The organism is Antrihabitans stalagmiti (assembly GCF_016482825.1).
In the GTDB taxonomy this organism is placed as follows: domain Bacteria; phylum Actinomycetota; class Actinomycetes; order Mycobacteriales; family Mycobacteriaceae; genus Antrihabitans; species Antrihabitans stalagmiti.
The window spans coordinates 265,170-285,594 of sequence record NZ_JAEMNV010000001.1 but is presented as its reverse complement, the minus strand read 5'-3'; the positions used below and the strand labels follow the sequence as shown (position 1 = coordinate 285,594).

The window sequence follows — 20,425 nt, the reverse complement described above, 5'->3', positions numbered from 1 at the left end:
CGAGCTGATTACCGTGCGCAGCAACCTGTTCGGCAACTGACGCCGTCACGACCGACCCCGTAGGACGGTTCTATCCCCAAGCGCTGCACCGGGATATCGCCACGCTGCTCTGCGATCAAGTCGATCACCAGTTCCGCGAAGCGCGGGTCGGTTCCCGGCGTTCCCGCCCGAGCGAACGCGATGCCCAGTTCGGCGGCCTTCTCACTGGCTTCGGTATCGAGATCCCACACGACCTCGAGGTGGTCGGACACGAAACCGACAGGGCAGACGACAACCGCGTCGGTACCGTCGGCGGCCAACGCTTCCAGATGGTCGCAGATGTCGGGATCGAGCCACGGCACCTGCGGCGGACCCGACCTGGACTGCCAGACCAGATCGTGCGACTCGAATCCTGCTGCGGCAGCGACCAATCGAGCAGCTTCGGCTACCTGGCGGCTGTAGAGGTTGCCGCCGTCCTCCGGCGGTCCGGCCGCGGCGTCGGCGGCGATGGGCACCGAATGTGCGGTGAACACCAGTCGTGCACCGTTACGTCGGTCGGCGGGTAGTTCGGCCACCGCAGCACCGACTGCATCGGCGAACGACGCGACGAGCAGCGGATGGTCGTAGTACTGCCGCAGCTTCACCAACTGCGGGGCATTCGGACCTACGGCAGACCGGGCACGCGCGATGTCCTCGTGGTACTGCCTGCATCCTGAGTAGCCACCCCACGCCGACGTCGGGAAGACGAGTGCCGACCTGACGCCGTCGTCGCGCATCTGCGCAACGGTGTCCTCGATCATCGGATGCCAGTTGCGATTACCGAAATAGACCGGCAAATCGATTGCCGCCGAACGCAATTGCGCCTCGACGGCCGTGATGATCTGCCGATTCAGCTCGTTGATCGGCGAGACTCCGCCGAAATGCATGTAGTGCTCGGCAACGGCTTCGAGGCGAGCGCGTGGCACTCCCCTGCCGCGAGTGACGTTCTCGAGGAACGGCATAACGTCGTCGGGCTGCTCGGGACCGCCGAACGAGAGAAGAAGCAGGGCGTCGGGCACCTGCTGCTCAGCCGCCCATGTGGCTGGCGCCGCCGTCGACGTAGACGATCGAGGCGGTGGTCGCAGGCAGCCAATCCGACAGCACGGCACAGACCGACTTGGCGACCGGCGTCGGGTCGTCGACGTTCCAGCCGATCGGCGCCTTCGCGTCCCATGCCGTGTTCAACTGGTTCAGCTGCGTGGCCTCACCCGTCGCTGTACCTGCAATCGCCTTGGCCGCAAGCGTTTTGATCGGGCCGGCCGCGACGAGGTTCGAGCGAATGCCACGATCGCCGACCTCGCGCGCAACGTAGCGGTTGACGGCTTCCAGGGTGTTCTTCGCGACGCCCATCCAGTTGTAGAAAGGCACCGCGGTGCGCGGATCGAAATCCATACCGACGATCGAGGCGTTGTCGTTCAGCACCGGCAGCAGGGCTTTCGCGAGAGCTGAGTAGGAGTACGCCGAGACCTCCAGTGCGACGGCAACATCGGCCCACGGAGCGTCGAGGAACGGGGCACCGAGGCAGGTACGCGGTGCGAATGCGATGGAGTGGACGACACCGTCGATGCCCTCGGGAGCATGCTCGCGCACCCGCTCGGCAAGAGTCTCGAGGTGCTCGGGATTCTGCACGTCCAACGAGATCGCGGGCGGCACGGGCTGCGGGAGGCGCTGGGCGATGCGGTCGATCAGACGCAGTCGATCGAAGCCCGTGATCACGACCTTCGCACCCTGCTCCTGCGCGGTCTTCGCCACGTGGAACGCGATCGACGAATCGGTGATGATTCCGGTGACGAGAATGGTCTTGCCTTCGAGCAGTCCGCCCATGATGTGTCTCCTGATCGGTTGAAAAGTGTGTTGTGGGAGCCGAACCGAAACGGCCTAGTGGCCCATTCCCATACCGCCGTCGACCGGGATCACCGCGCCGGACACGTACGCCGAATCCTCGGAGGCGAGGAAGCTGACCACAGCGGCCACGTCTTCCGCCTTGCCGAGACGCTGCAACGGGATGAACTCTCGCGCCATCGTCTTGTACTTCTCGTCCAGTTCGGCCGTCATGTCGGTTTCGATGAAGCCGGGCGCAACCACGTTCGCGGTGATCGAGCGCGAACCGAGTTCCCGCGTGATCGAACGAGCCATACCGATGACACCGGCCTTGGACGCCGCGTAGTTGATCTGACCGGGTCCGCCGCCCATACCCACAACGGAGCCGAGGAAGATCATGCGTCCCCAGCGAGCCCGCAGCATCGCGCGGTTCGCCCGCTTGGCGCAGCGGAAGGCGCCGGTCAGGTTGGCATCGATGACCCGGCTGAACTGTTCCTCGCTCATGCGCATCAACAGCGTGTCGTCGGTGATGCCCGCGTTCGCGACGAGCACCTCCACGGCGCCCTGATGATCCTCGACCTCTTTGAACGCGCGATCGACGGCGTCGGAATCGGTGACGTCGCACACGACGCCGAACAGACCGTCCGGCACGCCCGAGCCACGATGTGTAACAGCGACTTTGTGACCGTCGGCAGCGAGCCGAAGAGCGACAGCGAGACCGATTCCGCGGTTGCCGCCGGTGACCAAGACCGAGCGCGAGGGGTTCGACATACCGAACAACCTATCGTCTGGAATTTTCGGAACGGAGATCGGGATCACGGGATCCGTTGTCGAAGCACAAGCGCAGTCGCAACGCCTGCGGCCGTGACAAGGCCGCTGAGCAGGAACCACAGCCTGCTCGCGTCGCCGCGCCTTATCTCGTAACCGATCTGCTGTTCGAGAGTGTCGTAGACGGCCGTCAGCTCTTCCAAACTCGACGCCGTATAGAACTCGCCACCGGAGAGGTTCGCGATTTCCCGCAGCGAATCGTCGTCCACAGGCACTTCGACCCGGTCGGTACCGCCACGCTCCTGGTCGGGTATCTCGACCGTTCCATAACTGGTTCCGAACGAAATCGTCGACACCGGAATGCCTTTCGCCTTCGCCTCACGGGCGGCGACGAACGCGTGCCGAGGATTGCTGACGTCCTGGTCGTCGGGAACGGTCTGTTTACCGTCCGACATCAACACGATCCGCGCCGGCGGCGGTTCTTCGGCGCCACCGATCACCGCGCCGAGCGTCTCGATCGAATTCAGGGCAGAGTAGATACCTTCACCCGTCGCGGTTCGCTCACTGAGTTTGATCCTGTCGATGGCAACCTTGACGGCCTCCCGGTCCGTTGTCGGCGACACCAGCACGGACGCGGTGCCCGCGAACGCGACGAGACCGAGGTTGATCCCGGACGTGAGTCCGTCGGCGAAATCCTTCGCGGCTTCCTGCGCGACTGCGAGCCTGCTCGGCTTGACGTCGGTTGCCTCCATCGACAGCGAGACGTCGAGAACCAGAACCACGGTCGCGCGGTTGCGAGGTACCCGCTGTTCCTTCGTCGGGGACGCCGCTCCAACGGTGAACAGCAGCAGACCGATCAACAGCAGCGCAACCGGAAGGTGTCGCATGCGATTGGGTCGGGTGGGTGCGACCTTCTCGAGCAACTCCATATTGGTGAACCGCATGACGTCGCGTTGTTTGCGGCGTTGGCCGAGCCAGTAGCCGATTGCGAGAGCAACGACGACGAGTCCGAACGCAAGCCAGATCGTCGCGGTGAATTGCGTAGGAATCACTGGCGCGGTGCCCCGTTCACTGGTGCGCCGAAACTCGTGCGTCGTGTGGCGACGAAGCGGACGACATCGGATATCCAGTCGCGATCGGTGCGCAAGGTCAGCACCGGCGCACCACAACTACGCAACGTCTGCTCCACGTCGATTCGGTGTTGTTGTGCAGCGTGGGCGAAGTCGGCACGCAGTTCGGGACTCACGTTGAATTCACGCGTGCGTCCGGTCTCCGGATCGTGCAGAACGACGTTGCCGACATCGGGAAGTTCGAGATCGCGCGGATCGAGCACTTCGACAGCGAGCAGGTCGTGGCGATTGGAGATTGCGCGCAACGACCGCTGCCAATCGATCGGGCCGAGGAAGTCACTGATCACCACGGCGAGTCCACGTTTGCGCTGTGGCCGACGCAACGATTCGATGCCACCTTTGAGGTCGCCACGCACGCCGTCCTCGGCATGTGGTGTCGCAGCGATCTTCCGCAGCAGAGCGTGTGCGTGCATCCTGCCGCTCCTGGCCGGAATGCGAATCGTCTTGTCACCCGTGGTGACGACGGCACCGATCCGGTTGCCGCCACCGCTGGTGAGGTGGGTGATCGCAGCGGCAGCCGCGATGACGAGGTCGCGTTTCTCGCAGTCGGCGGTTCCGAAATCGAGGCTCGCCGAGAGGTCCGCGACGATCCACGTTTCGAGCTCACGATCGGCAACCATCTGCCGCACATGTGGATGGGTCGTGCGGGCGGTGACCGACCAATCCATCTGCCGCACATCGTCACCCGGTTGGTAGAGCCGGGCGTCGCCTGGTTCGGAGCCCGGTCCGGGAATCAGACCTTGATGGTCACCGTGCAGCACGCCGTCCAACCGGCGACGAACTGTCAGTTCGAGCGTTTTCAGCGCTGCTGAAAGTCTCGGGTCGTCGAGATTTCCCGAGCGAAAAGACGGCGGAGTATTCGCCGTCACTGCGACTTGGTGAGGGACGTCGACGGCGCCGGACCGCCACCGGGTGCACTACCCGGCTGTGGTCCTTGCTGTTGGGATCCAGCCGGAGGCACGGGTTGACCCTGCTGCTGCGGCGGTCCTTGCTGAGGCTGACCTTGCTGCGGAGGTCCCTGCTGGGGCTGACCCTGCTGCGGCGGACCCGGTACGTGTGGCTGCGGCGGACCCTGCGGTGCGGGCGCGTGCGGCTGGGCCGCGATCGGCTGTGCGGCCACCTGCGGCAGGCCGACCGTTTGCAGAATCTTCGTGATGATGTCCTCGGGGGACACCTCGTCTGCGAGGGCGTCGTAGGACAGCACCAGGCGGTGCCGAAGCACGTCGGGGATGACCTCGAGGACGTCCTGCGGTACGACGTAGTCGCGCCCGCGAATCAGTGCGAGTGCACGTGATGCGGCGATGATGCCCAAGCTCGCGCGCGGCGAAGCGCCGTAGGAGATCCAGCCCGCCACATCGTCGAGGCCGAACTGCGCCGGATTACGGGTCGCGGAGATGACCCGAACCACGTAGTCGACGAGCGCGTGGTGGACGAACACCTCGCTGGCGACCTTCTGCAACCGCACGACCTCGGCCGGGTTGAGGATCGGCTTCGCAACGGGCGGAACGACACCCATGCGGTAGACGATTTCGCGCTCTTCCTCGACCGACGGGTAGTCGACGAGCACCTTGAAGAGAAAGCGGTCGCGTTGCGCTTCGGGGAGCGGGTAGACACCCTCGGATTCGATCGGGTTCTGCGTGGCCATGACGAGGAAGGGACTCGGCATCGGATAGGTCTTGCCACCGATCGACACGTGCCGCTCCGCCATCACCTCGAGCAACGCGGACTGCACCTTCGCAGGCGCACGGTTGATCTCGTCTGCGAGGACGAAGTTCGCGACGACCGGGCCGAGCTCGGTGTCGAACTCTTCGCGACCCTGCCGGTAGATCCGCGTACCGATCAGGTCGGTCGGAACGAGGTCGGGCGTGAACTGCACGCGCGAGAACGAGCCACCGACGACAGTCGCGAACGTCTCGACCGCCAAGGTCTTGGCGATGCCGGGGACACCTTCCAGGAGCACGTGGCCGCGAGCGAGTACACCTACGAGAAGACGTTCGACCAGTCGGTCCTGACCGACGATCACACGCTTGACCTCGTAGATCGCTTTCTCGAGGATCTGGACGTCCGTTGCGAGGCTCGACGCAGCACCGTCGGATGAGGTCACCAAGAATCCACCGCTTTCAACCTAGGAATCGTGCTCGAATCAGCTACCCGACACAACTATTCCAGGTGTCCGGCGATTGCGCCGTAACGGGTTTGTCCAAGGCAGGTCGTCGGGCATGTCACGAACGCGCCGCCACGATGGGGCGGTGCTCTCGACTAGTCGTACAGGCGGACCGCGTACGGCATGATTCCACCCTCACGAACAGGGGAAATCTTGACCACGTCGCCTGATTGCGGCGCTTCGAGCATCTCGCCGTTGCCGAGGTAGAGCGCGACGTGCTGGCTGCCGTTGGGTCCCCAGAAGAGCATGTCGCCGCGTTCCATCTCGTCGATCGGAACCTGCTCACCGGAGGTGTACTGGTAGCCGCTGTAGTGCGGAAGCGAGATCCCGATACCGGCGAAGGCGTAGACCATAAGCCCCGAGCAGTCGAAGCCGACCTTCTTGTAGTCGCCGTGACTGTCGGCGACGCCGCCGTCCTTGATGCCCTTGGTCGGGCCGTTTTCGTCGCCGCCGCCCCATGCGTAGGTCACGCCGAGTTGCGACATACCGCGGTCGATCACGGTCTCGACTGCCGCGGAACCCGTTACCTTCGGCTTCGTCTTGCTCTTCGGCTTCGACTTGGTCTTGGGCGCCGGCGTCGAATCCTCGTCGTCGTCTTCGACCTGGGTGTGCGGCCGCTGCCCCGACGAGAGTTCTGCGGCGCGGTCACGCGCGGCCTGGTTCGCCGCTACGCGAGCAGCGGCCTGCAGTGCGAGTTCCTGGGCCGTTTCGGCGGCGGCGGCGATTGCCTGCTCTTCGAACTGCCGCTGGGTGTCCCACTGCTCGTAGTTCGAGCGCTGATCCTGCAATCCCGCGACGTTGGACCGCGCTGCGTCGAGCTGTGCCTGTGCGGACGCGCGTTGATCCTCGATCTGCTGTTTGCGGTTCGCCTGCTCCGCAAGTGCGGACTGGGCGACCGCAATCGCTTGTTCCGCTTCGCCCTTCTTCGCCTCGGCGTCGGCTGCGGCGACGTCGGCGTCCTGCTTCGCCTTGCGGGCGGACGAGTCCTTGTTCGCCTGTGCAGTGCGGGCCCGTTGCAGGTTGTCGACGACGGCTTCCTGGCTCGACGACACAAGCTGCAGCAACTGCGCCTGGTTCATGACGTCGTCGGGAGTTTTCGATCCGAGGTAGGACCCGACCGAGGCCGCGCCGGCGTTGCCCTGCATGTAGGACTGTGCCGCGTAGCCGTCGAAACGTGTCTGAGCTTGCTCGATCTGGGCGCCGGCGTCGACGAGTGCCTGCTGAGCGGTGCCGACGAAAGCGGCGGCGGCATCGACCGCGCTGCGCGCGTTCTGCAGGTCGACGAGGGCCTTGTTGACCTCTTCACGCTTTGCCGCAACCGCGTCGTCGAGCTGGCGAAGCTGCTCGTTCGCGGCGGCGACCCGATTGATCAGCTCGCCGACGTTGCCGAGTTGCGCTTGCACCTGCGTGTCGGCCTGCGCGATGTCGGAGTCGCTGGGATTGGGCGGTGGTGGCGGGACCGCGGCGCTCGTACCAGGTACGGCAGCGGCAAGGGCGACGGCGACGATCATGCCGATCAAAGCCCGCGCCGCAGTCGTAGCTGTCCGCGGCCGGCCGCGGCTGCTCGACTTCTGCTTCACAAATCTCTCCCTCGGTCCACTGAGCCCACGGGAAAAACGGACGCAAACCGGCACAAGACGCACACCGTCGAGCACTCGAACCGTCCTGAATCACTGGAAACTCGGGACCACTTCGCACTCTTTGCGACACTTCTTCCCCAAGAGTGTCAATGGCACCGTACGACACTTTTGCCGCTAAAGGAACTCCAGTAACAAATAACATCGACGTAATTTGTTGCCCTCTACCTGCGACGATGCGGTGGATGCTCGTGGTTTCAGCGGAGAACCCGCTCGGAATACGGCCAAAAAAGTCAGGCTGCACTCTTTTCGAGTGCAGCCTGATTCGAATCGATGCCCGATGATTTCTACCTAATCGGGAATTTCCGACTTTTCGGTCGACGGAGTTACTACGGGTTCGTCCCTGCGGGATTTGACGACATACAGCCCGGCAACCACAGCAACCGTCACGGCAAGCAGCACTGCTGTGATCGCAGTCCACGGCAGGCTGTCCGTCATCAGCTCGTCTGTGAACTTCTGTGCCGCGACCGTCGAATTTCCACCTTGATTCTTGGCCGGGTCCTCTGCGGTCTCGAGCTGGACCCGACTGATCGTCGTGCTGTAGGTCCCGATCCAGTCGGGGCTGAGCACGACGACGGTGCCGCCCTCCTGCTTACCGACCTCGGTCGCGAGGTCTCGCAACATCGAATCGTGACCGGGGTTGGCGGGGATCACGATGATGGAGAGCTCGATGCCCGCCGACTGCGCTTGCTCGACGATGTCGACCAATTCGGCTGTTTCCTTCGTGGTCTTGCCCTCGGCTGCGACGTGGTCGCCCGCGAGATCGGCGACTATCTCGTCGACGTCGATATTCGGAGGCAACTCTGCGCGAGCAGGCTGGAACGAGGTAACAAAGGACACAGGCGGTTCATCCGGTTCGGTCGAGGGTGCGTGAGCACAGGCGGTCGAAGAGCGATGTCGGTCGAGTCGAGACTCGTTGCACACTACGCGAACGGGTCAGTCGATCCCGCTCCGATCGACTTCCGGCGAGGCGAGTCGTTCCAAGATTTTCAGTTCGTCGATTCCGCCCCGCGGTTTCACAGGACAAGCGTACTGTTAGACTCGGGAGCGAGGTTGAAAGCCGAATCCTCGGTCCACAAGCCTCAACGAGCCGTCGACACAGCCCCGTCGGCGGCGACCCTCACCTGAGTGGAGCTGACGTGACCGCAAGCATTGATACGTTCGGCGCCAAGGGCACCCTCGAGGTCGGAGACAACTCCTACGAGATCTTCCGACTCTCGGCCGTGCCTGGCACCGAAAAACTTCCCTATTCCTTGAAGGTCCTCGCGGAGAACCTGCTTCGTACCGAAGACGGCGCGAACATCACCGAGGACCATATTCGCGCCATTGCAAACTGGGATCCGTCCGCGGATCCGGACACCGAGATCCAGTTCACCCCCGCCCGCGTGATCATGCAGGACTTCACCGGCGTGCCCTGCATTGTCGACCTCGCCACCATGCGTGAGGCGATCGCGACGCTCGGTGGCGACCCGAGCAAGGTGAACCCGCTCTCCCCCGCCGACATGGTCATCGACCACTCGGTCATCCTCGACGTCTTCGGCCAGGCCGACGCACTCGAGCGCAACGTCGATCTCGAGTACCAGCGCAACGGCGAGCGCTACCAGTTCCTGCGCTGGGGTCAGGGCGCGTTCGACGACTTCAAGGTCGTCCCCCCTGGCATGGGCATCGTGCACCAGGTCAACATCGAGTACCTTGCGCCGACCGTCATGGTCCGCAACGGCCAGGCCTACCCCGACACCTGCGTCGGCACCGACTCCCACACCACCATGGTCAACGGTCTCGGTGTGCTCGGCTGGGGCGTCGGCGGCATCGAGGCAGAGGCGGCCATGCTCGGCCAGCCCGTCTCCATGCTGATTCCGCGTGTGGTCGGCTTCAAGCTCTCCGGTGAGATCAAGCCGGGCGTCACCGCGACCGACGTCGTCCTCACCGTGACCGAACAGCTTCGCAAGCACGGCGTGGTCGGCAAGTTCGTCGAGTTCTACGGCAAGGGTGTCGCCGAGGTTCCCCTGGCGAACCGCGCGACACTCGGCAACATGAGCCCCGAATTCGGTTCCACCGCAGCCATTTTCCCGATCGACGGCGAGACCATCAACTACCTGCGCCTCACCGGCCGCAGCGACGAGCAGCTTGCTCTCGTCGAGGCGTACGCGAAGGAACAGGGCATGTGGCATGACGCCGACAAGGAGCCCGTCTACTCCGAGTACCTGGAGCTGGACCTCTCCACCGTCGTCCCGTCGATCGCCGGACCGAAGCGCCCGCAGGACCGCATCCTGCTCAGCGAGTCGAAGATCGCCTTCCGCAAGGACATTCACAACTACACGAACGACGCAGAGGGCCACTCGGCAGCGACGCCGCACTCGCAGCTCGACGAAGCCATCGAAGAGTCGTTCCCGGCCAGCGATTCGGCGAGTCTGTCGTTCGCGGACGACGGTGCTGTCGACGTTGCGTCTGCTGCCAACGGCGCAGAGGGCCGTCCGACCAAGCCGGTCAAGGTCACCACGGACGAGAAGGGCGAGTTCATCCTCGACCACGGCGCCGTCGTGGTTGCGGGCATCACGTCCTGCACCAACACCTCGAATCCGTCGGTCATGCTCGGCGCGGCACTGCTCGCTCGCAATGCGGTCGAGAAGGGTCTCACGACCAAGCCGTGGGTCAAGACCAACATGGCACCCGGTTCGCAGGTCGTCACCGACTACTACGAGAAGGCCGGCCTGTGGCCCTACCTCGAGAAGCTCGGCTACTACCTCGGTGGTTACGGCTGCACCACGTGTATCGGTAACACCGGACCGCTGCTGGAGCCGATCTCCAAGGCGATCAACGACAACGACCTCACCGTCACTGCCGTGCTGTCGGGTAACCGCAACTTCGAGGGTCGCATCTCCCCCGACGTCAAGATGAACTACTTGGCGTCGCCGCCTCTGGTGATCGCGTACGGTCTCGCAGGCACGATGGACTTCGACTTCGAGAACGACGCGCTCGGCCAGGACTCCGACGGCAACGACGTGTTCCTGAAGGACATCTGGCCGTCCGCGCAGGAGATCGACGACACGATCAAGTCCGCGATCAACCGTGAGATGTTCTCCTCGTCCTACGAAACGATCTTCGCGGGCGATCACCGCTGGCAGGGGCTCGAGACCCCGGAGGGCGACACCTTCGAGTGGGACGAGAACTCGACCTACGTGCGCAAGGCACCGTACTTCGAGGGTATGACGATGGAGACGACTCCCGTCGCCGACATCAAGGGCGCTCGTGTGCTTGCGCTGCTCGGCGACTCGGTCACGACCGACCACATCAGCCCGGCCGGTCCGATCAAGCCGGGCACCCCGGCCGCGCAGTACCTCGACTCGCACGGCGTCGAGCGCAAGGACTACAACTCGCTCGGCTCTCGTCGCGGTAACCACGAAGTAATGATCCGCGGCACGTTCGCGAACATCCGCCTGAAGAACCAACTGCTGGATGATGTTTCGGGTGGTTACACCCGCGACTTCACCCAGGACGGCGCACCACAGTCGTTCATCTACGACGCGTCGCAGAACTACCAGGCGGCCGGCATCCCGCTTGTCGTGCTCGGTGGCAAGGAATACGGGTCCGGATCCTCGCGCGACTGGGCGGCCAAGGGCACGAGCCTGTTGGGCGTCAAGGCCGTCATCGTGGAGTCGTTCGAACGTATCCACCGGTCGAACCTGATCGGCATGGGCGTTGTCCCGCTGCAGTTCCCGGCGGGCGAATCTGCCTCGAGCCTGAAGTTGACCGGCACGGAGACCTTCGACATCGACGGCATCTCGGCGCTGAACGACGGCAAGACCCCGAAGACGGTGCACGTCACTGCGACCAAGGAAGACGGCTCCAAGGTGGAGTTCGACGCGGTTGTCCGCATCGACACACCGGGTGAGGCGGACTACTACCGCAACGGCGGCATCCTGCAGTACGTGCTGCGGAACATGGTCCGCTCCTAGGCGCTTCGCGCTCGTGAGTCTTTTTGGAGGGCCCGCCCTCCGAAAAGACTCACGAGGCCGCAGGCCCTACGAAGGAGGCCTTTTGCCCAAGGTCAGCGATGACCATCTCGCCGCGCGCCGTAGTCAGATTCTCGACGGCGCGCGACGTTGTTTTGCCGAATTCGGTTACGACGGCGCAACTGTCCGGCTGCTCGAGGAAGCTACCGGGCTGTCTCGCGGTGCGATCTTCCACCACTTCCGTGACAAGGACGCGCTCTTCCTTGCGTTGGCCAGGGAGGACGCGGCACGGATGGCCGAGGTCGCAGCGACCCAGGGTCTGGTTCAGGTGATGCGTGACATGCTGGCGCATCCGGAGCAGTTCGATTGGCTCGGAACACGTTTGGAGATCGCGCGGCGTCTCCGCACCGACACCGAATTCCGCCGCAACTGGGAGCAGCGGTCCGAAGAACTCACCGCAGCGACGATCGCACGATTGGAACAGCGCAAGTCGGAGGGTCGACTACGTGAAGACGTACCGACCGACGTTCTGCTCGGCTATCTCGACCTTGTGCTCGACGGCCTGATTGCGCGCATCGCATCCGGACATGTCAGCGAGAACCTTTCGGCTGTACTCGATCTCGTCGAAGCATCGGTGCGCACGCAGAGTCCGACGCTCGAGAACTGACCTCGCTCACACGCTGAACGCAGCCTGCTCTTCGCTGAACGGAATCACCGTCACGACGTCGACGAGCAAGCCGTCCGGGTCGACTGTCATGAAGTGGCGTTGGCCGAATTCTTCGCTGCGCAGCGGCATCACGATGGTCAGTCCGTGTTCGACGGCCCTGGTGTGGATCGCGTCTGTGTCGTCGACCTCGACGGTGACCAGCACTCCCGAAGGCGCGGTTCGATAGCCGACGGGGACGGTGTCGTGCTCGCGGGCGACGATGCCCAACTGAACCGTCTCGTTCGCCGGGTCCTGCAGGTGGACGAACCAACCCGAATCGAAGACGACCTTCATGCCGAGCAGATCGCGGTAGTAGTCGCGGCTGAGCGCTACGTCGGAGGCGCAGATGACGGGGTACAGGGAGAACATGTCGGGCTCCTTCTGGTTGTTTCCAGCGACAGCACAACCATCTGGCCTCCCGTTGCTGGAGAGTCAAGTACCTGCTTCGAGACCTGCCAGAAGCAGCCGCGAGATTCGATCGAGTTCCCGCCGATCCTTCGCGGCCAACACCGAGAGCAACCGCTCCTCGTTCTCGACGTGGTCGGCAACGACGATGTCGACCAGGGACCGTCCCGAGGGTGTCAGCGCAACCCGAACGCTACGGCGATCTGCCGAGTCTGCAATGCGGCGGACAAGTCCGGCACCTTCGAGCCGATCGAGCCGACCGGTCATGCCTGCGCGCGAGAGCATCATCGTTTCGGCGAGAACCGAGGGGTTCAGTTCGAAGGGCGCTCCCGAACGACGCAGTGCTGCAAGCACATCGAACTCCCCGCGCTGGAGACCGTGCCGATCGAACGTCGCGTTTATCGCGGCCTCGAGCAGCATTGCGACCCGACCTAGACGGCCGAAGATGCCCATCGCCTCCGTCGGAAGGTCCGGTCGTTCTCGCGACCACTGATCGACGATCACATCGACTCGGTCGACTTTTCCTTGCGCTGCCATGGACGTATCTTATTCGCTGGCATATAGTTCGGTAGCGAATTATCTTTCACCGAATTATCTCGGCGATACGGAGGACACCATGGAACACGCAGCGGTTGTACAACCGAGCGACGTCGAGGTCATCGGCAACGAACACGTGTCGACCCACCTGCTCCTCGACGCGAGCAGCACGGGCGGTGCTCTATCCACCCTCGAAGTCCGGCTGGACCTAGGCGCAGACGGTGCCGCACCGCATTTCCACACCCGATCGTCGGAATTCTTCTACGTGATCGACGGCGAGATTCAGATCCTTCTCGACGACCGCATCGTGACGGTCGGCGCAGGCGGGTCCGCGGTGGTCCCGAAACGGATGACGCACGCATTCGGTGCCGCACCGGGCACGTCGGCACGACTTCTCATCGCCCTGACACCCGGGGTCGAACGATTCGACTACTTCCGGTTGCTCGGACGCATCCAGGACGGCACGGCGACACTCGCCGATCTTGCTGCCTCACAAGAGCTTTACGACAACCACTTCGTCGACGCGCCGAACTGGTGGCAGGAGCGCACCGCGGGCCGAACAGTCGCCGCACAGGCCTAACCGGCTGCGGCAGAGGCCCTTCTACGATTCGCCCCGCCACGGCTACGCAACTGCGTGTGCGACTCGACGAGGACGTTGTGGATGAAGCCGTACGATCGCCCCGTCGATTGCGCGAGGGAGCGGATGCTCGCACCGGCTTCGTACTGCTTCTTGAGCTGACTCTGCAGCTTGTCTCTGGACTTGCCCGTCACGCGGGCGCCTTTGGGTAGTCCTGCACGTTCGCCCATGGCGTCCTCCAGTCGCTGACCAGCGTAGATCCAAGGCTAGACACTCACCTCGAGCTGATCAACCACCATCGACTTGCTACTCGCGAGTAGTCGAACAAGTTTCACGCCAACTGAATGAGTTCCAGGTATTCGGCCGACCAGTGATCCTCGGTTCCGTCGGGCAGCAGGATCACGCGCTCGGGGGAAAGAGCGTCGGCGGCACCAGGATCGTGCGTGACGAGAACGACTGCGCCCGCGTAGCTGCGCAACGCGTCGAGCACCTGTTCGCGCGAGATCGGATCGAGGTTGTTGGTCGGTTCGTCGAGCAGCAGCACGTTGGCTGCCGACGACACCAAACCTGCCAGCGCGAGTCGCGTCTTCTCGCCACCGGAGAGCGTGCCCGCAGGCTGCTCCAACTGCGGCCCGGTGAACATAAACGCACCGAGCAGCGAGCGCAGGTCCTGCTCCCCCGCGTCCGGGGCCGCGTGGCGAATGTTGTCCCACACACTGGCGGTGTCGTCGAGGGTGTCGTGTTCCTGCGCGAAGTAGCCGATCTTGAGGCCATGCCCCGGCACGATCGAACCCGCCTCCGGAGTCTCGACACCGGCGAGAATACGAAGCAACGTCGTCTTACCCGCACCGTTGAGGCCGAGGATGACTACGCGGCTACCGCGGTCGATGGCGAGGTCGACACCGGTGAAGATCTCGAGCGAGCCGTAGACCTTCGTGAGGTTCTCGGCCATCAGCGGCGTCTTCCCGCACGGAGCCGGTTCCGGGAAACGGATGTGGGCAACCTTGTCGGAGACGCGGACGTCGTCGAGGGCTGCCATCAACTTGTCCGCGCGCTTCGCCATGTTCTGTGCAGCAACAGCTTTGGTTGCCTTGGCACCCATCTTCGCGGCCTGCACCCGAAGTGCGCCTGCCTTCTTCTCGGCATTGGCGCGTTCGCGACGCCGACGCTGCTCGTCTGTCGCCCGCGCGTCGAGGTACTTCTGCCACGTCATGTTGTAGATGTCGGCCTCGCTGCGAACAGCGTCGAGGAACCACACCCGATTGACGACGTCGGCGAGCAGTTCGACATCGTGACTGATCACGATCAGCCCACCGTCGTGGCTCTGCAGAAAACTGCGCAGCCACGTGATGGAGTCGGCGTCGAGGTGGTTGGTCGGTTCGTCGAGCAGCAGGACCGTGTCCGACCGACCGCCGCTACCGTCGGAGGCAGCGAACAGGATTCGGGCGAGTTCGATACGTCTGCGCTGACCACCGGACAGCGTGCGCAGCGACTGGGCAAGCACGCGATCGGGCAGTCCGAGACTGTTGCAGATGCGGGCAGCTTCGCTCTCGGCGACATAACCACCGAGCGAGGAGAACCGCTCTTCCAGCTGCCCGTACTTACGGACCGCGCGGTCGCGTTCGGTCTCGTCGACCACCTCGGCCATCAGCAGTTGCTGCTTCTCGAGGTCACGAAGGATCTGATCGAGGCCACGTGCCGAGAGCACTCGGTCCTTCGCAAGAACGTCGAGATCGCCTTCGCGCGGATCCTGCGGCAGATAGCCGACGTCACCCGAGCGGATCACCGCACCCGCATAGGGCTCGCCTTCGCCGGCGAGAATGCGCAGTGTGGTCGTTTTACCTGCACCGTTACGACCGACGAGGCCGATCCGATCGCCGGACTGGACGCGTAGAGCCGGACCCGGAGCCGAAAGGAGAGTGCGCACACCGGCACGGACCTCGAGGTCGGTGGCGGTAATCACAGGGTTCTCCTTGGGTTGGCTGAGCTTCACGGTTGGTTCGAAGCTGGGTCGATGCCCGGTTCCGAGCACAAGAACCACCCATTTTACCGCTTCCGGACAAGGCCGCCTGCCACCTTCGTGGTGACTCCGCTAACGTTGCCGAACATGACGAGGGACCAGGTTCTGTCGGGCAGGCTCTGAGCACACATGGGTTCACGCCTTCCCTCGGTGAGCGCGCGTATGCACGAGCGGTTCATCGTCAATCTCAGGGTGCCGCCGCAGGTGTTGCGCGACCGACTGCCAGCCTGCGTCACACCGCAGGTCGTCAACGGTTACGCGGTGGTGTCGTTCTGCATGCTCGACCTCCGCGGCGTGACGTTGGCACCACTCCCCCCGATCGTCGGTCCACGCAGTATCTCCTGCGCTCAGCGGTATGCCATCCTCGCCGAGTCGGGTGAACCGGCCGTGTTCGTTCCGGAACGCCAGACGAACTTTGCGGTCGGCGCACGGTTGTCGGCACTCGGGTTCGCGGCGCCGCATCGCCTCGTCGACATCGCGATCGAGCGCGAATCGCCAGCCACCGAACTGCGGGTGCAGGACGGCAACGACATCATGTTCGAGGCCGCGCTGCGACCGAGCGGCGAATTCTCGTCCGCCGTCTTCGCAACCCTCGACGATTTCGCCGCGTTTATGGCGGCAGGGGTTCGCAGTTACGGCCGCTCCCGCCACGAAGGCCGCCTCACGGTTCTCGACCTGCACAAGGACGACGGCTCCTACGAGCCGCTGTTCATCGAGTGGATCGGTGGCACCTTCGTCGACGACTGCCTGGCCGTCGGTGCGCAGGTCGACAGTGCCCTGCGGACGACCGATGCGCACTACGTCTGGAAGTACCACGGCCTGATCGCGGACGCCGTCGGTTCGACCAGGTCCTGAGTCCGATGGCACCTCTGGACACGACGCCGACCGACGTTCTCGTCGTCGGTCTCGGTCCTGCCGGTCTCGCACTGAGCCATCGCTGCGCGGAAGCGGGTTTGTCGGTTCGCGCCGTCGAGACACATCCACATCGAACGTGGACACCGACCTACGCCATCTGGGACGACGAACTCCCGCACTGGCTCGATCGCTCGGTCATCGCGACGACGACGGACGAGCCGGACGTCTGGACGACAAGACGGCAGACGATTCCGCGCGCCTACTCGGTACTGAATTCTCGCCGCCTGCAGGATTCGCTCTCGTTCGACTACAACTTCGTCGTGACAGGAACGGCGGTCGACGTCGCCGAGGACTCGGTGACGCTGACCGACGGCACGACCCTGCGCGCAGGAACCGTGATCGACGCGCGCGGGACGACGCGGACGCCGGCGACAGCCGAGCAGACCGCGTTCGGCGTCGTCGTCGATGGCGAGACGGGGCGACGCGCGCTGGAAGGTGCCGCCGCGTGGTTTATGGACTGGCGTCGCGACAACGGCACCTCGCCGACGGATCCGCCGTCTTTCCTCTATGCGGTGCCGCTCGGCAGCGACGAAATCCTACTCGAGGAGACCTGCCTCGTCGGTCGCCCCGGTCTGCATCTGCGCGAGCTGCGCGCACGCCTGGAGGTGCGTTTGCGCTCGCGAGGGGTGCGAATCGACGGAACCGAACGGTTGGAACGCGTTCGGTTTCCCGTGGAACCAGGTCCACGCAGGCTGTTCACGAGCACCGCAACAGCTTTCGGCTCACGCGGCGGATTTATGCACCCGGGAACCGGCTACAGCGTCGCCATGGCGCTAGGCCTCGCCGACCCGGTCGCGAAAGCCATCGCCGGAGGCGAGGACCTGCGAGAACTGTTGTGGCCGTTGCCCGCTCGCGGGGTTCGCAAGCTGCGTCGCGCTGGCCTCAAGATGTTGCTCGGCATGGACGCGGCGCAGGTGGCGCCGTTCTTCGCCACGTTCTTCGACCTGCCGATCGAACTACAGCGGGCCTATCTTTCCGATCGCAACGACCTCGCGGGCACCGCCGTTGCGATGCGAAAGTTGTTCGCACATTTCCCGCCGGGACTGCGGAGTATCGCCGTGAAGTCGACGATCTTGCCAGGCAATCGCTCGCCTAAACGGTCGGATTCGACCATCATGGACACATGAGGTCGATCTGGAAGGGCTCAATCGCGTTCGGACTCGTGAACGTTCCGGTGAAGGTGTACACCGCCACCGACGATCACGACATCAAGTTTCACCAGGTACACGCCAAGGACGGCGGTCGAATCAAGTACGACCGAGTCTGCTCGGTGTGCGGAAACTCGGTGCAGTACGCCGACATCGACAAGGCATGGGAATCCCCCGAAGGTGATCGGGTGATCTTGACCGACGTCGAATTCAACAAGTTGCCCGCGGCCGAGAAGCACGAGATCCCGGTGTTGCAGTTCGTACCTTCCGAACAGTTGGATCCGATCCTGCTCGACAAGAGCTACTACCTCGAACCCGACTCGGCGACGCCGAAAGCGTATGTGCTGCTTGCGAAGACGCTAGAGAAGATCGACCAGACCGCGCTCGTGCATTTCACTCTTCGCCAGAAGACCCGGCTTGCTGCACTGCGAGTTCGCGACGGCGTGCTCGTGTTGCAGACCCTGCTGTGGCCGGATGAGGTTCGTGCAGCGGAGTTTTCGTCGTTGGACGACGTCTCCGAACCGCGCCCCCAGGAATTGAAGATGGCCGAAACGCTTGTCGAGAGCATGTCCGGCGACTTCGATCCGTCGGAGTACACCGACGACTATCAAATCGAACTGCGCAAGATGCTGGAGGATGCCGTCGCGGCAGGCGGCAAGGCCGTCATCCCCGCGGCCGAAGCCGAAGAGGAATCCGAGGACGCCGAAGTCGTCGACCTGGTCGCTGCATTGCAACGCAGTGTGGACGCGGCAGCCGGTAAGAAGTCGAGCACCACACGCGAGCCTGCGAAGAAAGCACCGGCCAAGAAGGCTGCCGCGAAGAAGGCACCGGCCAAAGCGACGGCGACCAGGGCTCGCAAAGGCGCCTGAGAGTTTACTTCCAGTCGCGAAATGCGCTGAGCAGTCGCAGCGTGAAGTCTGGGTTCAACTGTTGCGGTGCATCGGTGTGCAGCGAGGCCAGACTGCCGACCGTCGTCTTGAATTGCTCGACGTAGGCGACGCAGGGGTCGCACTCGGCCAGGTGCTCGTCGAATCGCCGCCGCGTCGGCTCGTCCAACGCATCGTCGAGATAGGCGGTGATCAGTTCGACCAGGTCCTGGCAGTCCATCGGCGTGGCGGTCACGAGTGGACTCCTAGATAGTCGGCCAGACTCGCTCTGATGCGCGTCCGACCTCGGTGCAGCAGAACCCGTTGGTTCGCGGGCGTCAAGGACAGCAAGGTGCACACCTCCTGCGCGTCGAAGCCGAGGACATCGCGCAGCGCGACCACCTGCCGTTGCTGCTCGGGTAGGCGCTCGAGTTCACGCCGGGTGATGTCACGCATCTCCGCCTCCAGTACCGAACCCTCCGGGGTCGGTAGCCACGCCGGCGGTGGCGTCACCCAATGCCGAGGCCACGGATCGTCTTCCGTCCGGAACAGAGTCGGATCGACCGACGCGCCTGCCGGGTACGGTGCCCGCTCTGCGACAGCGACGTTGTGGTCGCGAACGCCCCTTGTCTTTGCGATGTTGACGAGAACTCGGAACAACCATGTCCGCAGACTCGACCGCCCTTCGAACTTGTCGACGCCTTTGACCAGCGCGATCCACGTCTCCTGGACAACTTCCTCGGCCGTTTCGTGGTTGGCTACGTAGCCGCGCGCGACGCGCAGCATCATCGGTGTGTGGGCCTCGACAAGTTCGACGAACGCCCGCTCGTCGCCCGCTCGAAGTCGTTCGACAAGTAGCCGCTCGCGTCGGACCTGATCGTCGGAGTCGAGGTGAGCTGTCATCGGGGCAAACGCTACCGGCATGGAACCTCCTCACGTCGGATGTCGAAGTCGCAATCTGACCCGTTCATACCGCACAGTGCGAAGAGCAGCCGAAAGCGTTACACGGCCGCCTCCTGCCTGCCCTGTTCGAAGAACTCGACGATCGATTCCGCGGTCGGCAGGTCCCCGACGGCCCGTTGGGCACCGAAGGACGCGTTCCAGAACGGTCCGGTCCGCGGCGTGTGTGGACCGACGTACGCGTAGGGGTCCGGGTGCGCGTCGTCGCCCGGTGAGATTCCGTAGTTGACGTCGCCGACGACGATGCCGAGGTCGAAATGCTCCGGCCACAGCACAGGGTCCTGCGTCGGTGCGAAGGCGCGCAACGCGCTGTCGCCGAGCTTGAACCAGCCGAGCACGAGGCTCATCGCAGCAGGGTCGATCTCCAGTTCCTCGTCGGCGGAGACGCCGGAGGTATCGGTGTACAGCCCATCGGGTCCGCCCGGCTCCACTCCGGCGACGGCAGCCAGTGCCCGGTAGCTGCCGGTCAGCGGGTATCGCCCCTGTGGGGTCACGAGTTCGGTGGCTTCGATCGCGATCGGCATCTTCGCACCGGCGATCCCCTGCGGTGTAACGATCAGGCGGATCGACTCGTACAGGCGATACTGGGGTCCGGCGATCAGGAGTTCGATGATTCCGTGCAGTGACCTGCGGGTCGCGGCGAGCGTGTCGTTCATCCGATACCTCCTCCAGGCCGGTCGCGACGACCGACAGGTTCCTCCATTGTGCGCGTTGCGCCGACGCGCCGTACGGGTGTCGGTGATGACAATGTTGCGTTTATGCGATTAGCTGCGATATCGAACATAGAAATCGTTCTTTCG

At 64.0% G+C, this 20,425-nt stretch carries 21 protein-coding genes; 6 read left to right on the top strand and 15 right to left on the bottom strand.

Annotation, left to right across the window (positions count from 1 at the left end; genetic code table 11):
* Positions 1–8: 8 nt before the first annotated feature.
* The 8 genes from JGU71_RS01380 to JGU71_RS01345 all read right to left on the bottom strand — a co-directional run bounded on the left by JGU71_RS01380 (position 9) and on the right by JGU71_RS01345 (position 8,378).
* A complete protein-coding gene (locus tag JGU71_RS01380) occupies positions 9–980 on the bottom strand; it encodes a ferrochelatase (protein WP_233528676.1) in 972 nt (323 codons plus the stop codon).
* Between the two features lie 64 nt (positions 981–1,044).
* Positions 1,045–1,842 carry an NADH-dependent enoyl-ACP reductase InhA gene (gene inhA, locus JGU71_RS01375; protein WP_199701241.1) on the bottom strand — a complete coding sequence of 266 codons (798 nt, stop codon included), beginning with the start codon at positions 1,840–1,842 and terminating at the stop codon, positions 1,045–1,047.
* 54 nt (positions 1,843–1,896) lie between these two features.
* Entirely contained in the window at positions 1,897–2,610 is a 714-nt protein-coding gene (gene fabG1 / locus JGU71_RS01370) for a 3-oxoacyl-ACP reductase FabG1 (protein WP_199701240.1), read from the bottom strand.
* 44 nt (positions 2,611–2,654) lie between these two features.
* Positions 2,655–3,659, bottom strand: a complete 1,005-nt coding sequence (locus tag JGU71_RS01365; protein WP_199701239.1) for a VWA domain-containing protein — start codon at positions 3,657–3,659, stop codon at positions 2,655–2,657.
* Positions 3,656–4,606 carry a DUF58 domain-containing protein gene (locus tag JGU71_RS01360; protein WP_199701237.1) on the bottom strand — a complete coding sequence of 317 codons (951 nt, stop codon included), beginning with the start codon at positions 4,604–4,606 and terminating at the stop codon, positions 3,656–3,658. Before JGU71_RS01360 ends, JGU71_RS01365 begins: the two co-directional genes overlap by 4 nt.
* Positions 4,603–5,844, bottom strand: a complete 1,242-nt coding sequence (locus JGU71_RS01355) for an AAA family ATPase (RefSeq protein ID WP_199701235.1) — start codon at positions 5,842–5,844, stop codon at positions 4,603–4,605. Before JGU71_RS01355 ends, JGU71_RS01360 begins: the two co-directional genes overlap by 4 nt.
* Positions 5,845–5,996: 152 nt before the next feature.
* Complete coding sequence (locus JGU71_RS01350) at positions 5,997–7,481, bottom strand: NlpC/P60 family protein (RefSeq protein ID WP_307829444.1); 1,485 nt, start codon at positions 7,479–7,481, stop codon at positions 5,997–5,999.
* A gap of 348 nt (positions 7,482–7,829) precedes the next feature.
* Positions 7,830–8,378 carry an Rv1476 family membrane protein gene (locus tag JGU71_RS01345; protein WP_199701233.1) on the bottom strand — a complete coding sequence of 183 codons (549 nt, stop codon included), beginning with the start codon at positions 8,376–8,378 and terminating at the stop codon, positions 7,830–7,832.
* A gap of 299 nt (positions 8,379–8,677) precedes the next feature.
* Here JGU71_RS01345 and acnA point away from each other — a divergent pair, with 299 nt between their 5' ends.
* A complete protein-coding gene (gene acnA / locus JGU71_RS01340; protein ID WP_199701231.1) occupies positions 8,678–11,494 on the top strand; it encodes an aconitate hydratase AcnA in 2,817 nt (938 codons plus the stop codon).
* 82 nt (positions 11,495–11,576) lie between these two features.
* On the top strand, positions 11,577–12,158 hold the full coding sequence (locus JGU71_RS01335; protein ID WP_199701230.1) for a TetR/AcrR family transcriptional regulator: 582 nt from the start codon (positions 11,577–11,579) through the stop codon (positions 12,156–12,158).
* Positions 12,159–12,164: 6 nt separating this feature from the next.
* On the opposite strand, the gene JGU71_RS01330 is transcribed toward JGU71_RS01335, so the two are convergent.
* Both JGU71_RS01330 and JGU71_RS01325 read right to left on the bottom strand, forming a co-directional pair.
* The gene (locus JGU71_RS01330) at positions 12,165–12,566 is read right to left on the bottom strand and encodes a VOC family protein (RefSeq protein WP_199701228.1); all 402 of its coding nucleotides are present in this window, start codon (positions 12,564–12,566) and stop codon (positions 12,165–12,167) included.
* Between the two features lie 63 nt (positions 12,567–12,629).
* Positions 12,630–13,139 (bottom strand): MarR family winged helix-turn-helix transcriptional regulator, encoded by a 510-nt coding sequence (locus JGU71_RS01325; protein ID WP_199701226.1) that lies wholly within the window; start codon positions 13,137–13,139, stop codon positions 12,630–12,632.
* 79 nt (positions 13,140–13,218) lie between these two features.
* On the opposite strand from JGU71_RS01325, the gene JGU71_RS01320 reads away from it, so the two are divergent.
* Positions 13,219–13,719 carry a cupin domain-containing protein gene (locus tag JGU71_RS01320; protein ID WP_199701224.1) on the top strand — a complete coding sequence of 167 codons (501 nt, stop codon included), beginning with the start codon at positions 13,219–13,221 and terminating at the stop codon, positions 13,717–13,719.
* Here JGU71_RS01320 and JGU71_RS01315 read toward each other — a convergent pair.
* Entirely contained in the window at positions 13,716–13,946 is a 231-nt protein-coding gene (locus JGU71_RS01315) for a helix-turn-helix domain-containing protein (protein ID WP_199701222.1), read from the bottom strand. The genes JGU71_RS01320 and JGU71_RS01315 overlap by 4 nt on opposite strands.
* A 101-nt stretch (positions 13,947–14,047) precedes the next feature.
* Positions 14,048–15,679 carry an ABC-F family ATP-binding cassette domain-containing protein gene (locus JGU71_RS01310; protein WP_199701220.1) on the bottom strand — a complete coding sequence of 544 codons (1,632 nt, stop codon included), beginning with the start codon at positions 15,677–15,679 and terminating at the stop codon, positions 14,048–14,050.
* A 186-nt stretch (positions 15,680–15,865) separates the two neighbouring features.
* Here JGU71_RS01310 and JGU71_RS01305 point away from each other — a divergent pair, with 186 nt between their 5' ends.
* Genes JGU71_RS01305 through ku form a run of 3 tightly spaced genes read left to right on the top strand, consistent with a single transcriptional unit; the run spans position 15,866 to position 18,668 of the window.
* Complete coding sequence (locus JGU71_RS01305; RefSeq protein WP_199701218.1) at positions 15,866–16,591, top strand: DUF2071 domain-containing protein; 726 nt, start codon at positions 15,866–15,868, stop codon at positions 16,589–16,591.
* Between the two features lie 5 nt (positions 16,592–16,596).
* Positions 16,597–17,778, top strand: a complete 1,182-nt coding sequence (locus JGU71_RS01300) for a lycopene cyclase family protein (protein ID WP_199701217.1) — start codon at positions 16,597–16,599, stop codon at positions 17,776–17,778.
* Positions 17,775–18,668: a non-homologous end joining protein Ku gene (gene ku, locus JGU71_RS01295; protein ID WP_199701214.1), complete on the top strand. Its 894-nt coding sequence runs from the start codon at positions 17,775–17,777 to the stop codon at positions 18,666–18,668. The genes JGU71_RS01300 and ku overlap by 4 nt, the downstream gene beginning before the upstream one ends.
* 4 nt (positions 18,669–18,672) lie before the next feature.
* Here ku and JGU71_RS01290 read toward each other — a convergent pair whose 3' ends face one another.
* The 3 genes from JGU71_RS01290 to JGU71_RS01280 all read right to left on the bottom strand — a co-directional run bounded on the left by JGU71_RS01290 (position 18,673) and on the right by JGU71_RS01280 (position 20,281).
* Complete coding sequence (locus JGU71_RS01290; protein WP_307829443.1) at positions 18,673–18,921, bottom strand: anti-sigma factor family protein; 249 nt, start codon at positions 18,919–18,921, stop codon at positions 18,673–18,675.
* On the bottom strand, positions 18,918–19,589 hold the full coding sequence (locus tag JGU71_RS01285; RefSeq protein ID WP_199701213.1) for an RNA polymerase sigma factor: 672 nt from the start codon (positions 19,587–19,589) through the stop codon (positions 18,918–18,920). Before JGU71_RS01285 ends, JGU71_RS01290 begins: the two co-directional genes overlap by 4 nt.
* A gap of 77 nt (positions 19,590–19,666) precedes the next feature.
* Positions 19,667–20,281, bottom strand: a complete 615-nt coding sequence (locus tag JGU71_RS01280; RefSeq protein ID WP_199701212.1) for a hypothetical protein — start codon at positions 20,279–20,281, stop codon at positions 19,667–19,669.
* Between the last annotated feature and the right edge of the window lie 144 nt (positions 20,282–20,425).